Origin of the sequence: Streptomyces sp. AC602_WCS936 (assembly GCF_019049125.1) — a bacterium.
Taxonomy (GTDB): Bacteria; Actinomycetota; Actinomycetes; order Streptomycetales; family Streptomycetaceae; genus Streptomyces.
Genome location: NZ_JAGMUF010000035.1, coordinates 1 through 15,303 on the forward strand (window position 1 = coordinate 1; position 15,303 = coordinate 15,303).

General features: G+C 65.7%; 16 protein-coding genes, 1 tRNA gene and 3 pseudogenes. 6 read left to right on the forward strand and 14 right to left on the reverse strand.

Annotated features, from left to right (window positions below; all coding sequences use genetic code 11):
* Positions 1–390: 390 nt before the first annotated feature.
* From KUM03_RS13250 to KUM03_RS13285, 8 genes are all read right to left on the reverse strand, one after another.
* Positions 391–1,353, reverse strand: coding sequence for a reverse transcriptase family protein (locus KUM03_RS13250; protein ID WP_217247424.1), 963 nt, complete (start codon positions 1,351–1,353; stop codon positions 391–393).
* Between the two features lie 126 nt (positions 1,354–1,479).
* Complete coding sequence (locus tag KUM03_RS13255; RefSeq protein ID WP_217247427.1) at positions 1,480–2,220, reverse strand: hypothetical protein; 741 nt, start codon at positions 2,218–2,220, stop codon at positions 1,480–1,482.
* 184 nt (positions 2,221–2,404) lie between these two features.
* The gene (locus tag KUM03_RS13260) at positions 2,405–3,265 is read right to left on the reverse strand and encodes an abortive infection family protein (RefSeq protein ID WP_217247429.1); all 861 of its coding nucleotides are present in this window, start codon (positions 3,263–3,265) and stop codon (positions 2,405–2,407) included.
* A gap of 97 nt (positions 3,266–3,362) precedes the next feature.
* Positions 3,363–4,166 carry an aminoglycoside phosphotransferase gene (locus KUM03_RS13265; RefSeq protein ID WP_254399301.1) on the reverse strand — a complete coding sequence of 268 codons (804 nt, stop codon included), beginning with the start codon at positions 4,164–4,166 and terminating at the stop codon, positions 3,363–3,365.
* Positions 4,167–4,286: 120 nt separating this feature from the next.
* On the reverse strand, positions 4,287–4,499 hold the full coding sequence (locus KUM03_RS13270) for a hypothetical protein (protein WP_217247444.1): 213 nt from the start codon (positions 4,497–4,499) through the stop codon (positions 4,287–4,289).
* The gene (locus KUM03_RS13275) at positions 4,496–5,656 is read right to left on the reverse strand and encodes a radical SAM protein (RefSeq protein WP_217247446.1); all 1,161 of its coding nucleotides are present in this window, start codon (positions 5,654–5,656) and stop codon (positions 4,496–4,498) included. Before KUM03_RS13275 ends, KUM03_RS13270 begins: the two co-directional genes overlap by 4 nt.
* Positions 5,653–6,105 (reverse strand): ATP-binding protein, encoded by a 453-nt coding sequence (locus KUM03_RS13280; RefSeq protein ID WP_217247448.1) that lies wholly within the window; start codon positions 6,103–6,105, stop codon positions 5,653–5,655. Before KUM03_RS13280 ends, KUM03_RS13275 begins: the two co-directional genes overlap by 4 nt.
* An 8-nt stretch (positions 6,106–6,113) precedes the next feature.
* Complete coding sequence (locus tag KUM03_RS13285) at positions 6,114–6,542, reverse strand: hypothetical protein (RefSeq protein ID WP_217247450.1); 429 nt, start codon at positions 6,540–6,542, stop codon at positions 6,114–6,116.
* 155 nt (positions 6,543–6,697) lie between these two features.
* Here KUM03_RS13285 and KUM03_RS13290 point away from each other — a divergent pair, with 155 nt between their 5' ends.
* From KUM03_RS13290 to KUM03_RS13300, 3 genes are read left to right on the forward strand one after another with little or no spacing between them, the layout of a single operon-like run.
* Positions 6,698–7,822 (forward strand): helix-turn-helix domain-containing protein, encoded by a 1,125-nt coding sequence (locus tag KUM03_RS13290; protein WP_217247452.1) that lies wholly within the window; start codon positions 6,698–6,700, stop codon positions 7,820–7,822.
* Positions 7,819–8,487, forward strand: coding sequence for a YdcF family protein (locus tag KUM03_RS13295; protein ID WP_217247454.1), 669 nt, complete (start codon positions 7,819–7,821; stop codon positions 8,485–8,487). Before KUM03_RS13290 ends, KUM03_RS13295 begins: the two co-directional genes overlap by 4 nt.
* Positions 8,488–8,533: 46 nt before the next feature.
* Complete coding sequence (locus KUM03_RS13300) at positions 8,534–9,223, forward strand: WbqC family protein (RefSeq protein WP_217247455.1); 690 nt, start codon at positions 8,534–8,536, stop codon at positions 9,221–9,223.
* Positions 9,224–9,253: 30 nt separating this feature from the next.
* On the opposite strand, the pseudogene KUM03_RS13305 reads toward KUM03_RS13300, so the two are convergent.
* Positions 9,254–9,787: pseudogene (locus KUM03_RS13305) on the reverse strand (mobilization protein); the annotation flags it as partial.
* On the opposite strand from KUM03_RS13305, the pseudogene KUM03_RS13310 reads away from it, so the two are divergent.
* A pseudogene (locus KUM03_RS13310) lies at positions 9,776–10,711 on the forward strand (LacI family DNA-binding transcriptional regulator); the annotation flags it as partial. The pseudogenes KUM03_RS13305 and KUM03_RS13310 sit on opposite strands and share 12 nt — an antisense overlap.
* Positions 10,712–10,756: 45 nt before the next feature.
* On the opposite strand, the gene KUM03_RS13315 reads toward KUM03_RS13310, so the two are convergent.
* From KUM03_RS13315 to KUM03_RS13325, 3 genes are all read right to left on the reverse strand, one after another.
* Positions 10,757–11,263 carry a hypothetical protein gene (locus KUM03_RS13315; protein ID WP_217247457.1) on the reverse strand — a complete coding sequence of 169 codons (507 nt, stop codon included), beginning with the start codon at positions 11,261–11,263 and terminating at the stop codon, positions 10,757–10,759.
* A 471-nt stretch (positions 11,264–11,734) separates the two neighbouring features.
* Complete coding sequence (locus tag KUM03_RS13320) at positions 11,735–12,760, reverse strand: hypothetical protein (RefSeq protein ID WP_217247459.1); 1,026 nt, start codon at positions 12,758–12,760, stop codon at positions 11,735–11,737.
* Between the two features lie 60 nt (positions 12,761–12,820).
* Complete coding sequence (locus KUM03_RS13325; RefSeq protein WP_217247467.1) at positions 12,821–12,985, reverse strand: hypothetical protein; 165 nt, start codon at positions 12,983–12,985, stop codon at positions 12,821–12,823.
* Positions 12,986–13,129: 144 nt separating this feature from the next.
* On the opposite strand from KUM03_RS13325, the gene KUM03_RS13330 reads away from it, so the two are divergent.
* On the forward strand, positions 13,130–13,501 hold the full coding sequence (locus KUM03_RS13330) for a helix-turn-helix domain-containing protein (RefSeq protein ID WP_308406316.1): 372 nt from the start codon (positions 13,130–13,132) through the stop codon (positions 13,499–13,501).
* A gap of 11 nt (positions 13,502–13,512) precedes the next feature.
* Positions 13,513–14,067 carry an ImmA/IrrE family metallo-endopeptidase gene (locus KUM03_RS13335; protein ID WP_217247471.1) on the forward strand — a complete coding sequence of 185 codons (555 nt, stop codon included), beginning with the start codon at positions 13,513–13,515 and terminating at the stop codon, positions 14,065–14,067.
* A 265-nt stretch (positions 14,068–14,332) separates the two neighbouring features.
* Here KUM03_RS13335 and KUM03_RS13340 read toward each other — a convergent pair.
* Both KUM03_RS13340 and KUM03_RS13345 read right to left on the reverse strand, forming a co-directional pair.
* Positions 14,333–14,406: transfer RNA gene (locus tag KUM03_RS13340), tRNA-Pro, on the reverse strand.
* 33 nt (positions 14,407–14,439) lie between these two features.
* Positions 14,440–15,226: pseudogene (locus tag KUM03_RS13345) on the reverse strand (Pr6Pr family membrane protein).
* Positions 15,227–15,303: the final 77 nt, after the last annotated feature.

Sequence of the window (15,303 nt, forward strand, 5' to 3'; positions counted from 1 at the left end):
CGGCATCGCCCGCCTGCACAACCTCACACTGACCGGCTGAGAAGCAACAGCACTGGTCGACCGGCATGCCGGAGATCATTTACGGGACAACACTTAGGTCGTGAGGGAGGGACCACGTAGGGTCTCGGAAACCACTCAGGGGCCCGACCCGCTCTCGCGGATCAAGCCCCTGAACTGGTACTTCTCTGTCGGGGTGGCGGGATTTGAACCCACGACCTCTTCGTCCCGAATGAGGTTCGACCATGATCCCCATCTTTGCCGTCTTTAGATGTGCAGGTCAGGGCGTTGTTCTGAGGTGGTGTGGCGGGGCTTCAGCGGGCCTCAAGAGGAAGATCATCTCCCAGGATTCTCCCAGAAGCGGGCTGCCCGTCCACAGAGTGTCTGGGCGCCTTAGGGCAGGTCGTATAGACCCTCTTCATCTTCTTCCAGATCCTCTTCATCAACCAGTTCATCGAACGCTCGCAGTAGTGGGTAACCCACGTCTGGCTCGACTGCGGCGATATAGCATGCCCAGCCCAACAGGCGACGCCGAAACATCTCATCGCCCTCGCCGCCGAACTCTGTCATATAGGCGGCGTAACCAAATTTCGATATCACGTGCAAGATCCATCGCATTTTGCGCTTTACCCTACGTGGAATCCGCGGCCCGTCCGATTCTCCGACATACAAACCGGTAACGTATTGCGGACCGCCGCGGCGCATGAAGACGGTCTTGCGCGTGTTTATCGACCAGCCAGCGTCGTCGAGAATACGAGCGATATCCACCGAGTGGCGGGTAGTGACACCTCCAGAGAATGTCAGATCGTCCACGTAGCGCGTAAAAGAAAGACCCTCCGACCGTGCATACTCAGCGAGGGAGCGGTCCGTGCTCAGGAAAGCCAAATTAGACAAGAGGGGCGACGTACTCAGCCCGATTGGCAGCTTGCCACCGATAGTAACAAGATTGACGGCAAGTTCCGCAGCCTTCTCTTCGTAGCCTTGCTCTCGCAACAAATGTCGTATCGTTGCGGCACCAATGGACGGAAAGAAGTCCTCAAGATCCATGCGCAAGACGCACCTCTTTGCAAGGTGCTGACTGGCATTGCTGATCGTGGAACGTCCGCGAACGAACCCGTGAACATGGTCGGGAGCTTCATACGAGAACCGGCTCGTAAAGCTTCGATGCAGATTCTTGCTAATGGTATTGAATGGCGACTTCAGCTCGAATACTTCTCGTATCCCGCCGTGCTTCTTGCGATGCCTCCGCTGGACATAGAAGATCCCTTCACCTGCAGGAAGATGTGCGGATAGCCATTCCAGATCCTTGACCGACAGGAAGGCTTGCTCCGCCAGGTGATCAACCGAAAAAGCCACTGGTCCCCCTGCGGTGGCACGTCAAGAGGTAGGGCCACACTCCCGTGCAAGGACTATCATGCAACGCACGCGAACTCGCGCACAACGTTGACCGCAGCCCTACCTCGGGCGGTATTATATCACACATCAATGAAGTGGGTCCTTTCGGCTGGAAATGCGGCCGTGCTCGAACGAATAGAGCATAGAAATGGACGGCTCAATCTCGCGGAATCCCCTGTAAGGCCGGCCTTTCGGGTCCAAGGTGCGGCCGGCTTGGAGCCATCTACTTACGGCTGCCATGACATAGTCGATGATGGCGGTAGACATGTAATCGCGCTTGGCGACCATTGCGAGCTTCAATTTTGGCAGCGGTGCTGTTTTGCCGATTGTTTTGTGGGCCTGCTTGGTTACGGTATTCGGTAGTCGGCCAATGATCGACGTCATCTCTTCGCTCTGTTCTATGTAGCAAAGTAGCTCAGATTCATTGCGATGTCGGACCAAAAGATCACTCAACAACTTTATATACATGAACTCGATTCTCTCGGATTCCGTGCCGCCAGGGACGCGCGTTCGATCAGTGACGAGCATGTACGTCTTGAAGAAGGTGGCCCGCATCAGTTCTAGAAATGGAACAGAAACCTCTACCGGATCGTTCGAACTGTGAAAGCCATCCTTGCGGAAGTCTTCGAAACTGCCAAATCCGGTCAAGCTACTCCTTGCGTCTAGGCGTTTGTGCAAATCACGAATTCTCGCCTCAACATCTTCTGCATCCTCACCCAGTTCAACCGCGCCGACAATCAATGGCTGGGAGGCATTTCCGTTTCCTGACTCGTCCATAAAAATTTTCACTAAATAGCCTTTCGTGTGGCCTGCCGCAGCGCCCGCCAAGCTATCCGCACCATCGCGCTTCGAGGGGTAACGGCGTCACCAGGCCATGCTCGGCGTTTCCCGGTCTCACAACCTAAACTTCACCGGATAACCCACACCCTATACGGGGCTGCCTGCGAATTGCATGGCGGAGCAAGTTTGCAAGATTCTGCAGGCGAGACGGTATCTGTGGGGGTAGAGCGATTTAGACCTTGGCCTTGCGCCACGGTGCGGTGGGGTCCGACAGGGTGTCGAGGATCAGCTCGCACCAGGTGACGGCAGCGTTGACCGTGAGTCGGGCGTGGCGCACTCCAAGCCCGGACGGTGCGCTCGCCTGGCCGTGACCGCTGCCGAAGCCCTGGTTGCGTAGTTCGGCGACCCCGACGGCGATGTTCACCGAGCCCGAAAGGATCTTCTTCACGGCCTTGCTGCCGTCCGGTCCGTCAGGTGCCGAGCCGGCGTCAAGCTTCAGCGCTCTCTGGACAGTGCTGATCAGAGCGGGAAGTGCGGCGTTCTTGTCGACGTCGATGCCGAGTTCGTTGAGAGCCGTCTTCGCGGTCGCCTCGATGAGCTGCTTGGCTGCGCCAATGGCACCGTGGGGATCTGTGGTGAGATCTCTGCGGATACGCTCCAGCTCGATCGTGATGCCTGAGGCGTCGCTCAGGCCGCTCAGATCACGGACTAGCACCGGCGGGTTGGACCAAGAGATCCTGCCCTCCCGATCGAGAGCGAAGCCGTCCCGTTCCAGGCGCACCCTGATGTCGTCCAACCACTTCGGTGTGCCCTGATCGCCCGGGTCGCGGTACGCGCGAATAAAGTCCTCGAAGACCAGGAGCGCACGCCGCACCTGGTTAGGGTCTGACCAGTCGACACCTTCCGCGTAGAGCATGAACTCGGTTCGACGCTGGCCCGAGTCCTGGTACTTCAGCTCGTCTGGAGGGACGGGAGCGAACCCGTGGTCTTCCCACAGCTCGGCCACGATGCGAATGGTCAGGTCCGTGGCCAGAGAGCGAAAGGCATTGCGGGTCGCGGGGCTCACCAGATCCCGCCGTGCGGTGACGGTCATAGTCTGAAGATAGGAGCAGACGCTGGCGCCCGTCTCGGTCTTTTCGCAGCGGGACGTCTGTCGCTGACGAACGTCGCCCCCTCTGCTGTTACTGGGCCTACGCCCCTCTGTGGAGTACGAGCCTGAACGCAGCGGCCCGCTTGGCCATCCCCTGCTTCCACGGCGTTGGATCCTCCTCGGCGATCTCCCGCCACAGCACCGCAGATGCGGAACCGAATGCCGTCAGTGCCTCCGGATCGGTGTTCCGCCACGACGGGAAGCGGCCTGCGAACATGATCGCGTCCTCCGCCGGGTGGCCGGCGTCCATGAGCCTCAGCGCCAAGGCGCCTGGATCGATCCACGCCGCACCGCGCGTTGGCCACGCCCAGTCGATGAGGCGAGCCCGCCCGTCGGCGATCAGGACGTTGTGCGGTGCGAAGTCGGTATGCAGCAGGGTGTTGCCACTGAAGTGCTGGAGCGTTCCGGGCGGAGCGTAATCCGCCCAGCGGTCCACCGCGTCCTTGATCTCGATGTCGGCCGGAGCGGTGACCCCTTGCAGTTCGGTGAGCGCGGCTTCTACGAGCACCAAGTCGGCTGAGCCGGGCCTGTAGTCGGCCTGGCGACCGCTCAGAACCTCGTATCCGAGAAGGCTCCATCCACCGACTTCCAGGTGCCAGTACAGGCGGGGACAGGACGTGGGCAGGTGGGGAGCGATCTCCGCCTCGCGGCGCTGTGCTGTGACCTGCGGATGATCACTCGCGATGCCCTTCACGAAAACGCTGCCGCTCTCGGTCTCCAGGACGGAGGCGACACCGGAATTCATGCCGCCGGTCATGGTCACCGCCTGATGCACGGCGCCGGTCTTGTCGGTGACAGCTTGGCGGACGTCGGCGGGGAGCTGATCGAAGGGAATGCGAGACATGGACACGCGCGGTTCCTCATGGGGCTCGGAGACAGGGGAGTGCCGCCCCAGCCAGGGTATGACCGGGGCGGCACTCATGGGATGCGTACGCGAGCGGTGCGGCGCCCGCCTGCGGTGTATCTAGTACGGCTGGTCGTCGCCGGCCGAGCAGCTGCACTCGGCGCCTTCGGCGGCCTCGTCCAGGTCGGTGATGATCTGGATCTCGTCGTCGCGGATGGCCGCGGCTGGCAGGGGCACGGGCAGGGTGCCGACGGCTCCGTCGGTGGGGCGCTGGCCGAGAGTGAGCAGCACCGGTTCGCGCGGCGGGGTGAGGGTTGTGATGGGTGAGGTCATGATCCATAGCCTCCGTGTTGGCAGTAGAGCTCTCGTCGGTCCCCCGCCTCCTGGTAGAGCTTGGCCAGCGGCCGGCAGGTACGGCAGGCGCCGACCTTCGTGCAGCCGGAGCATCCACCGGTGCGGAGCTGTAGGTACTCGGCGATGGCGCCGAGCCGGGTGAGGGCGGAGACGCCCTCGGTCACGAGGTTCACGCTCGGGTCGCGGCCGACCTTGCAGACGGACGCGATGCCGTGCGGGTTGACGTGGAAGAACGTCCGGCCGGCATTGCAGCCGGTGAAGATGCTCCGGGCCTTGACCTGGCCCTCGGCCTGCGTCGCGAGCGGGTTCGCCTCGCCGTCGATCGTCGGCGACATGTTGGTGAAGACCTGGTGCGGGAAGCCGTAGCGCTCGCACAGGGCGGCCATCGCGTCGAGTTCATGGACGTTGTCGTCGGACACGATCACGTTGAGCCGAACCGGCAGCCGGTCCTGGTGGGCCGCGTCCAGGCCCTGGATGAACCGGCCGAACGCGCCGCGGTTGCGGGTGACCTTGTCGTAGGTGCCCGAGGTCGCGCCGTAGACGCTGAGGGTGAGCCGGTAGGGCCGGTGGCGGGCGAACAGCTCGCGGATCGGCTGCTTGCGCAGGGAGGAGCCGTTCGAGGAGACCTGCACCATCATCCCGAGCTGGTGGGCGTATTCGTAGGCGGCGCCGAACTCGCGGTCGATCAGTGCCTCGCCGCCAGTGATCTGAAGCCAGAGCACGCCCGCGTCCCGCATCGTCCGCAGGAGCTGCTGTTTGCCCGTCCAGTCCAGGCCCTCGAAGCGCTTCTCGCCGAGGTAGCAGAACTCGCAGTCGTAGTCGCAGCCGAGGTTGATCTCCCAGGATGCTTTCGCGTACCCGTACGGCGATCGCTCGCGGACGAGGACGGTATCGCCGACCGGCCCGTCAGGCAGCTCGGTGCCCCACGCCTGCCGCGCGGCATCGACAAGCCAGGTCGGCAGAGGGTCTCCCCTGTGGCTCGCGGCGTGCAGCTCCTCGTAGCGGATCCCAGAAATGCGCATGCCGACTGCACGGCCCGGCTGAAGGAGGAGGTGCTGGGCGAGGAACGGGCTGGCTACGAGACGCGTATGTGATGCAGCAGGCGTATCCCGAGCCGAGGTGCCGGTTGCGGTCATGGGATCTCCACAGGGCGGTCATCGTGGTCTGGGCCGGGAGGGCTGATCGGCTGTGCGGCGTCGCCCGCGGTCTTGAAGCAGGACCAGGTGATCTTCCCGAGCGGGGTACGGTCCTTGACTCCCCACTCGTCGGAGAGCGCGGCCACCAACGTCAGGCCCCTCCCGGAGAGATCCGTGGCGGTCGGCTCACGCAAGACAGGTCGTTGGCGACGGCTGTCGTGTACTTCCAGACGTACGCAGCCGTCGTCGATGTCGAGCCGGACGAGGAAGCCGTGTCCGGGGGCGGTGCCGTGGACGACGGCGTTCGTGGCGAGTTCGGAGACGCACAGGCGGATGTCCTCGGTGCGGGTCCGTAGGCCCCAGCCGTCCAGCGTTCGAGTGGCGAACTCCCGTGCCTGACGTACGGACTGGTGTCGAGCGTCGAAGAACTGCTGAAGCGACTCGGGCATGACGTGCCTCATGACTCCCCGCCCAGGACGCGAACTTGTGCCCGGAAGCTGCGGTGGGCGGGCTCGTGACGAAGAGCCGAGGGACGCGTGGTGCGGGGTCGGCGAGCCAGTAGGAGGCGGGCGCCGGTCGTCTCGATCCAGCGAGCGCGTTCGGCCGCGACGTGCTTCGGCCCCAGGTGGGAGAGGGCCGGCGCGACGACGCCATAGACGTCCGGAAGAGCCAGCGCGTCCAGCAGTCCCGTGAACGCGGCGGATCTGGGTTCGGTTGTCACGTATCGGTCCATGAAGACGCCGAAGAGCTGCAGTTCGTGGGTGCGGCAGTAGTCCACCAGCGACGCGCGCAGGGCCGTCTGACGGGCTGCGGAGACGCCGACCAACCGCAGAAAGCCGTATACGAGGGGACCGCTGACCGGGCGATGCTCCGTGAGGGGTTCCATGCTTGCGACCGTCCAGGAGACTCGGTGAAGTGGTGACCTCTTGAGCGTGGCTGTTGCCCAACGTTGTTGGAATCACCGACTGTTCTACTTGCGTTCCACTTCCGACCCACCGGCCGCACGCTTCTGCTTCCATGGCTAGTGGAAGGGAGCGACGCGTGGCGACCGTGCACCACTGGACCGGCCTGGAGGCCAGAGCTCTACGGCTCGCCCTCCGCCTGAGCGTGCGGGCTTTCGCCGAGCGCCTCGGTCTCGCCGTCGCGACCATCTCGAAGTGGGAAAAGCTCCGGTCCGCGACCGAGCCCCGCCCCGACACGCAGGCCATTCTCGACACTGCGCTCGGTCGCGCCGATGCCTCCGTGCACCTGCGCTTCGAAACGCTCCTGTCGGAGATGGCCGGCCCCGGGCAGGTGGCAGCCGGACGCCGGGTGACGGCTGCCGGGCCCAGAGCCTGGGAGTACGAGTCGTGGACCGACGACCTGGACCGTGCTGTCGTCGCCTTGTCCCGGCAGAACTTCACCTTCGCCGACAGCCTGCTGGGCCGATGGCTCAACCGTTTCACGGCCGCCGAACTCGACGACAAGGGCCTGTACCTCTACGCCCGCTCCACCGCGTTACTCGGAGACCTCAAGCGCGATCAGGGCGCCGTGCTCGGACCACTGTCCGCACGCCATTCCTACGCGGGCGCGCGCTCGATCTTCACCCAGCTCGACATTCCCCGTCGCGTCGCCCAGCTCGATCTGTCCCTCGCGGTCGTCGCGGAGATGTCCGGTGACCTGGAGACGTCGGCCCGTACGTACGAGACGCTCGCCGTCGACGACCGGCTCTCTCGCCGTGACCGGGCCAGGGCCCGCCTGTGGGTGGGCACCGCACTCAGCAAGGACGGCAACCATGACTACGCGACCCGCGTGATGCAGGCCGCGACCCGTGAATTCGAAGACCTCACCGAACCCGACGACTGGTCGGTGGCCCATCAGAAGCTCGCCCTGGCCCGCCGGGGCGTCGGAGACCTCACCCAGGCCCTGCACTTCATCGACATCGCCCGGAGCAGTGGGAGCACCGACTCACCGATGCAACGCGTACGACTGGACACCGCTCACGGCCACATCCTGCTGTCCGACGCGGCGACCCGCGAAGATGGGCTACGCGTTCTCGGCCAGGCCGCTCGGACGGCCGCGCAGTACGGCCTCGTGCACCAACTGCGCAGTATCGAGAGCGTCAAGGCCAGCAGTGAGGGGCCGCCCGGGGCCCCGCGAACGGTGATCAGGGAGACGAACGCATGAGTGACAACCAGCAGGTCATCACCGAAGACCAGTGGCACCAGGCCAAGGCGATCTGGGACTACCACCAGATGCACCACCAGGCCCACCCTGCGGACGTGGCGATCGGCCTGGGCAGCCACGACCTGGGGGTGGCCACGCGCGTCGCCGAGTTGTACCACGCGGGTCTCTTCCCCACGCTGGTCTTCACCGGCGGCAATAGCCCGACCACCGCCAAGGTCTTCCCACGCGGCGAAGCGGTCCACTTCCGCGAGCACGCCATCGACCTCGACGTCCCCGCATCAGCGATCCTGCTGGAGCCCCACGCCGCGAACACCGGGCAGAACATCACCCTCGCCCGCGAGGTCCTGGCCGACGCCGGCATCACCCCGAAGAAGGTGCTGCTGGTCTCCAAGCCCTACATGGAACGGCGGTCGTACGCCACCGCCCGCAAGCTGTGGCCCGAGGCCGAGATGGTGTGCGCCTCGGAAACCCTGGAGTTCGACGACTACCTCAAGTCCATCGGCGACGAGAAGCTCGTGGTGGACATGCTCGTCGGCGACCTCCAGCGGGTGATCGAGTATCCGAAGCTCGGGTTCGCCATCGAGCAGGAGGTCCCGGAGGACGTGCATGCCGCGTACGAATCCCTCATCCACGCCGGCTTCACCAGCCGCCTCATCGCTTCCTGAACTCACCTCCCCGGGCAGCCTGTGCGCCATCCACCAGCCCAACTTCATGCCCCGGCTGACCACGCTGGCCAAGCTGTTCGCGGCAGACCACTGGATCGTCCTGGACGACGTGCAGTTCGCCCGCCGCGACTACCAGCATCGCGCCCGCGTCGCCACACTCGACGGCCTCGGCACGAACCGATGGCTGACCATCCCCACTCACCGCCCCTCCGGGCGCGCCACCCTCATCAGAGACACCTTGATCGCCGCCCCTGCCACGGCCCGACGCAGAGCCTCATCGATCCTGCGCCAGCAGTACGGGACCAGCCCCCACTGGCCCGCAATTGACCGCGCCCTTCAGCCAGTCTGGAGTGCGTTCGACACAGAAAGGGTCGCGCCGGTCGCCACGGCCTCGACCCGCGCCCTGCTCGAACTGCTCGGCTGGCGGGGACAGATCTTTACCAGCAGCGCCCTGCCCGCACGCACGGGTCGGTCCGAGCGGCTGGCCGACCTGGCCGACGCCACCGGCGCACGCGCGTACCTGTGCGGCACCGGCGGCATGACCTACCTGGACCCTGCCCCCTTCACCGAGCTGGGCGTAGCCGTCGTCCCGTTTCTCTCGCCGGCCACTGGTCTGTGGGCCTCGGGGCGACAGGTCAGTGCTCTGCGGGCGTTGGCCTTCCGCGGCCCCGACGCTGTGGGAGCTCGTCTCCGGGCTCTCGCGTTCGCCCACGATGCGCTGGGGCGCGCGGCCTGACACCCGCTTCGGGTACGGAAGCGGGTGTGATCAGCGTCGACGTGCCTGTGGCAGCTGTGGCGGCTGTGGCTGCGAGGCCGCGACCGCTGCCGGGCTGACCGATGTGCCTTGCCGCCGTGCCGCGCTCCGCATCCGTGCCACTCGTGCACGGTCGCTCGGAACCGGCCTGGTGCTGAGCCGCTCGATGCGCCAGGTCAGTACCCGTGCAGGGCTGCGGGCGTCGTTGAGCGCCCGTTCGTCGGTGGCCTGCTGCAGTAGCTGCTTCGGATCAGGCCCGGCCTTCTCGGCGGTTGCGAGGGCGGCGGTGAGGGCGTCGAAGGCCGGGTCCTCGACCACCTGCTCGGCGTGGGCAGGCATGGCCTGTCGGATGAGGAGGATGTGCCGTTCCACGATCTGCTGGGGTGGCCGGCGCTGGGCGAGGGCGGTCAGGGGTGCGGTGGCTGTCTGCTCGTAGGCGGCTTGCAGGTGGATCAGGGTCTGGTGGGCTGCGGCCACCTGTTGGTCGTGGTGGCGGAGCTGGTGCCAGCGGGCGGCGGCGATGACGGCGAGGATCGCGGCGTCGAGTTCGTCGCCACAGTCCTCAAGGGCTACACCGGCAAGCGGTGGGGCGAAATCGTCGGCCTGGAAACGGAGTTCGTCCGACGCGACTCCTTCCGTGTCGAGTGGCAGCTGTACGAGCTGGACACCGGCGAGCTGGTGCGCTGCCCGCCCAAGGACGACAGCTATCGCGACATCGACTCGACGGAGTGGCTCTCGGCCCTGGTCTTCAACCACATCGCCCGTACGAAGCCGACACCCTGCCCCTGCCACGGCAGGACGTACGTCTTTCGAGGCCAGGGCGCCGCGCGTACCGGCGGCCACCAGGGCGCGAGGCTCGTCGACGTCGCCCGCCGCGCCGGGGTCTCCACGGGAACGGTCTCCAACGTCCTCAACCGCCCCGACCGCGTACGCGAGGACACCCGAGTTCGAGTCGAACTCGCTGTCGCCGATCTCGGGTTCGTACGCGGCGGCACCACGTTGGAGCACGCGGCCCACTGGCGTCGAAATGGCTTCGCCACCTGGCTGTTCACCCCGGCGGTCTCAGGCTGGTACCCGAAGAAGGCCCCGCAGGAGGCCCGCCCGGTACCAATCCTCGGCGAGCCCTGGCCCGGCATCCCGGCACGAGGCCGAGGGGCAGCTGCTCGGGCGGACGCCTGCTGGCTCCCGATCGCCAAGGGCCTCACGCCGCACGGCCTGCGCCACACGCACCGGACGATGATGGAGGACCTCGGCACCGAGAAGGTCCTCATGGACGAACGCATGGGCCACATCGACGGCTCGGTCTCCGCGCGCTACGCCCACGTCACGCCCGGCATGCGCCGGCGCCTCATGGCTGGTCTGACCGAGCGGTGGGAGGCGGCACTCGATGTCAGGCTTGCGATGTGCCGAACGTCGCCGGTGCGCGTGCTCGATGACTTCCTGCGCGCCCGCGCCATGACCACGGTCTAGTGCCAGATCGTGGCTACGGTTGCTGAAACCGAGCCGTGACCATCCTCAGAGGTGACGACGCATCATCGCGATGCAGGTAGCTCGCGCGGCGATTGATTGGTCCCGCGGGTACGGCACTCCGAGGTTCATCCCCACGTCGGTGGTGATGGGGGGTTGCTGCCAGGCGAGACTCATCTGCGCGCCAGCCTCCGCTCGGGCCGTGGCAACGAGGGCCGCGTAGGGTCCCGCAACGGCCGATGCCTCGATCTGGAGCCACGCTTGGTGGAAGGCCATTCGGGCGAGTAGGCCGCTGACTTCGTCGGTGAGCTGTTGCCGCACGGACGAGGAGGACTCGGGTCGGCGCCGTATGCGGTACGGCATCTCCAGGTACTCCTCGACCGTGGTCAGCGCTTCCGCGAACGTCTTGGCCCGGCGTTCTCTGCGCGCCGCCCGCTGATTGAAGTTGTACGCGAGGTAGGCACCGAAGAGTGCGATGCACGGGACGATCAGCGCGGCCGTCTGGGCCCAGGTCCAGCCGCTGTCCGTCGTTTCTGCCGACGTGATGACCTGCACACGTTGCTCCCCTGCATGCCGTGAGGGGCGTCCTCCACCACCCACTGGCCACCATGCTCACCGCCAGTGAGCCGCCAGTAGTGTTCGAGGAACAAGTGTGTGCGGACTATCTCGATGAGGTCCAGCAACCCTTTCGAACTCGTCCAGCGACGTTCGTCCGGATCGAGCGGGTACCAGAGGCAGAGGGCGTCGTCATGCGAGTACCGGTGCTTCGATGCGGCTCCGGCTTTCGCGTGGACGCGTGGGAAATCCTGGGCTAGTTGGCCGTAGGTCGGATAGGGCGGATCCGCATGGAAGCGGATCCGAACGTCGATTGGGTCGGGCTCGCCTATGACATCGAGCCCGGCGAGCTCGTATGTCAGCGAATCACCGCGGTACGTGTGACGGAGAGCATCACCGAAGTGTCGCCGTGCGTCACGTTCGAGCGGGGCCCACCAGACGGGCTGGGTTGCGTACCAGCGAGGCACGGGCTCAGTCTCCCCAGGCCCGGGTCGGCGTGGCGAGCCCGGTGGCGAGCCCGAGACCGGAGGCGGCTGGCCCACCCGACCGGACCGTTCGCGCAAGGCGGTCGGCTTCTTCTTTTGTGGCGTCAGGCTTCGCGACGAGTTCCGGGAGAACTTGGTGCAGAGCATGCTGGGCCAAGACTGGCCGCCCTTCATTTTCATGCTCGATCGCGAGGTCGATGTACTTCCGGGCGGTGCAGAGCCTCTTGTACACGTCGGCGCGCGCCATATTGAGGGGGATCGGGCCCGCTACTTCGGCCGGGTCGGGCGTCGGGCCCTTGTCGATCTCGTCCGCCGCGTAGGTAAAGAAGGACTGGAGGGCGTTGATCAGCGGCATTGGCTCATCGAGGCAGGTGAGGCATAGAGCCTTGATGTTCCAGGAGCACATGGGCTTGCTGTGGGTGCCATTCCAGTGTTTCAGGAGCCGGACCGTACGGGCGAAGACGACCTTCGTGTCCTCGATGGCCTGCAGCACCATCCGGGTGTGGGCGATCGGATCAGCACGGTCCCACTGCGCTGCGATCTTCGTGTTCGGGATGTACAGGCCGCGTCCCGAAGGGTGAGGAATCGCGGTCATGACGTCCGCCGTGAAGTCGTCCTGGCCCGGGGTGACTGGGTCGCCGAAGCGTACAAGGACGGCGCGACGGCGGCCTTCGACTTCGATGGTGAGCTTGGGGAACTCGTCGTCGAGGTCCTCGTGGATCGCGGCGCGGGCGATCTTCATCAGGGCCAGGGCGCTCTTCTTGTTGGGGCCGTAGGGCACGGCGTTCGTTTCCGTGAGGACGACGCCGAGGTCGACGTCGGTCAGGGGGGTGTTGGCGTCGCCGTGTGCAACGCTGCCGTTGAAGTAGGTGGTGGAGCCAGGGAAGGCTCGGCGTACAGACGCGGCGAGGAGTCTGCGACGGCGCTTGGCCTCGGCGAGCTCCTCGTCGGTCACCTGGATCTTGCGGCGCCCGTCATCGAGGAGCTGCGCAAGAGACTCTTTTTCGACCATCGGTACCTCCTTGGTGGCTGGTGGGAGGCGTAACGTCGGCCTCCCGCTAGCCGTGGCGTTCTACTTCTCCTGGCGGACGCCCTTGAACGGCGTGCCGCCTGACTTCCCACCCATGAAGCGGCCGTTCTCACCTCGCTTCGTCCACGTGCCGGTTCGGGGATTGAGGACCTGGCTCCGACGGGAGACGCTGCCGCGACGGAAGCCCTTGCCGGTGTTCGTAGCCATGTGACCATCACCCTTCGTGATCGAGGCTGGACGATTGCAAGATCCGAATCGATACCGATCTTGCAATTGAGAGGGTAGGGGCACGGTTCGACTTTCGCAAGTGATACCTGATATGCAACCATGCGTCAGAGAGAGGAGGAGATCGTGAGCGAGCGGATTGCAGCAGGACGGTTTGACGCGGTCGCGTTTCACGCAGCCCTGGATCGCACGCGTCAGGAGCGCGGCCTTCTCTGGAAGGACGTAGCTCAGCAAGCCGGTGTAAGCGCTTCGACGTTGACGAGGCTGGCTCAGGGGCGCCGGCCCGATGTGGATGGACTCGCGGCCCTTGTCACATGGGCCAATCTCAGTGCGGATGATTTCGTTCGCCGGACCGACGAGCCGCGCAGTCAGGACACGTTGACCAAGGTAGCTACGCATCTAAGGGGCGATCGCAACCTCACGCCGGAGGCTGCGGAAGCCCTCGAAGCTCTGATCACTGTCGCCTACAACCAGTTGGTGAACGATCAGCCGGAGTAGGGGAGCTCCCTATGTCGTTGCGTCATGGCTTCAAGGCTGAAGCCAACCGCCTCGCGGTGCAGATGCGGAAGGAGTTGGGGCTCCATCCCGCGTCGCCGCTCGCACCCGCCCGACTCGCCGAACACTTGGCGATCCCGGTCAAGACGTTCAGCTCGGCGATAGCCCATGACGCACGGATCGGTCGACTCCTCGCCGGCGAGCGGGAAGCCGTGAGTGCTCTGACCGTACACGCGGGGGCGCGGCGAGAGATCTGGGTGAACGACTCTCACGATCCGGGGCGGCAGAACAGCTCAGCCGATCACGAAATCGCGCATGCGCTCCTGATGCACCCGCCGGGACCTGCGCTCGACCTTCACGGTTGTAGGCACTGGGATGGGGAGATCGAAGAGGAGGCCGACTGGCTGGCAGGCAATCTCCTCATCACCAACGAGGCGGCGTGGTCCATCGCCAGGCGCAGCACCGGCCCTGAGGAAGCAATGCTCCAATACGGAGTTAGTAGGAGCATGTTGACCTGGCGCATGAACATGAGTGGTGCGCGCGGGCGGCGTATCCGATCGGCCAGTTGAATCGATAAGCGTTGGCCCGTTGCGCTGCGCGCAGCCTCTACGGCTTCGCTGCCGGGCACTCTGTGACACGGTCTCCGGAGTGCCCGGTTCGCGGTTGTGCACGTGACCAAGATGCTGTGACCCAGTGATCAAGCTGGCGTGGCTACAGCGGCTTGGGAGACCTCGACCAAGATCTTCTCTCAGATTTCTCCCAAACGATCACCGGAGACGCAGGAAGGGCCTGATCCGGAATCCGGATCAGGCCCCTGACCTGGTGTTTCAGCTGTCGGGGTGGCGGGATTTGAACCCACGACCTCTTCGTCCCGAACGAAGCGCGCTACCAAGCTGCGCCACACCCCGATCGCCGCCGCTCTCGCGGCGACGTCGTTTACTTTAGCCCACCCGGAGCCGGAGACGAAATCCGGTTTTACCAGCGGCGGCGCAGTGGGTTCGGGCGGATGTGGTCCAGGGCCACGAGGAGGACGCCCAGGGCGTAGAGGGAGAGGCCCAGGAGGAGGGCGTTGCCGAGGACGCCCTTGTAGCCGTGCTGGTCGACGTCGAGGAAGGGGTAGAGGTAGCGGTCCTCGGTGCCGGGGAGGAGGAGCTCGCCGCGGGCCAGGGAGAAGGTCAGGTAGGCCAGCGGGTAGAGGAGCCACGCGGCGGCCTGGCGTAGGTGGAGGCGGCCGGGGGTGGTGAGGAGGAGCCAGTCCAGGGCCGCGGCGGCGGGGACGGCCGTGTTGAGGATGTGGGTCGCGGTTGCCTGCCAGCCGGTCCCGGCGGCCGCCGCGTCGGTTGCGAAGGGGCTCGACGCGTTGGTCAGGAGCAGGTGGTGCACGAGGCCGGCGGCGACGACGTAGAGCAGGGCCGCGCCGGTCAGGGCGCCCGACAGGGGGCGGCGGGCGGACCAGGCGCGGCGGGCGGAGGCGAGCATGACCAGGGTCAGCAGGATGCCGCTCTGGAGCGTGAAGTGGCTGACCGCCCGCGTGGCCGGGCCGCCCGTCACCAGTTCGAGCGTCACGCCCGTCAGGGCCAGTAGCGCCGTGAGGAGACGGAAGGCGGCGACCAGGGGGCGGCGTACCGGGGTGAGCACGGCGGTCGCCGGGACGGGGGAGGGGAGCAGGGTGGGCGGGCCCGGGACCGCGGGGAGGTCCGGGATGTCCCTGGGTATCGGGGCTGTCATGGCCTCAAGCTAGGCAGGCCGGACACAACGGGCTATGTGGGTGGGCCGTGTGGGTGACCCTCGCCCTTCCCCCTCCG

Coding starts and splice junctions, on each gene's coding strand:
- KUM03_RS13320 (WP_217247459.1), bottom strand. CDS start 12,760: ATGGTCGAAAAAGAGTCTCTTGCGCAGCTCCTCGATGACGGGCGCCGC.
- KUM03_RS13325 (WP_217247467.1), bottom strand. CDS start 12,985: ATGGCTACGAACACCGGCAAGGGCTTCCGTCGCGGCAGCGTCTCCCGT.
- KUM03_RS13265 (WP_254399301.1), bottom strand. CDS start 4,166: ATGTCTCGCATTCCCTTCGATCAGCTCCCCGCCGACGTCCGCCAAGCT.
- KUM03_RS13275 (WP_217247446.1), bottom strand. CDS start 5,656: ATGACCGCAACCGGCACCTCGGCTCGGGATACGCCTGCTGCATCACAT.
- KUM03_RS13335 (WP_217247471.1), top strand. CDS start 13,513: ATGTCGTTGCGTCATGGCTTCAAGGCTGAAGCCAACCGCCTCGCGGTG.
- KUM03_RS13300 (WP_217247455.1), top strand. CDS start 8,534: ATGCCCCGGCTGACCACGCTGGCCAAGCTGTTCGCGGCAGACCACTGG.
- KUM03_RS13285 (WP_217247450.1), bottom strand. CDS start 6,542: ATGGAACCCCTCACGGAGCATCGCCCGGTCAGCGGTCCCCTCGTATAC.
- KUM03_RS13260 (WP_217247429.1), bottom strand. CDS start 3,265: ATGACCGTCACCGCACGGCGGGATCTGGTGAGCCCCGCGACCCGCAAT.
- KUM03_RS13295 (WP_217247454.1), top strand. CDS start 7,819: ATGAGTGACAACCAGCAGGTCATCACCGAAGACCAGTGGCACCAGGCC.
- KUM03_RS13270 (WP_217247444.1), bottom strand. CDS start 4,499: ATGACCTCACCCATCACAACCCTCACCCCGCCGCGCGAACCGGTGCTG.
- KUM03_RS13280 (WP_217247448.1), bottom strand. CDS start 6,105: ATGCCCGAGTCGCTTCAGCAGTTCTTCGACGCTCGACACCAGTCCGTA.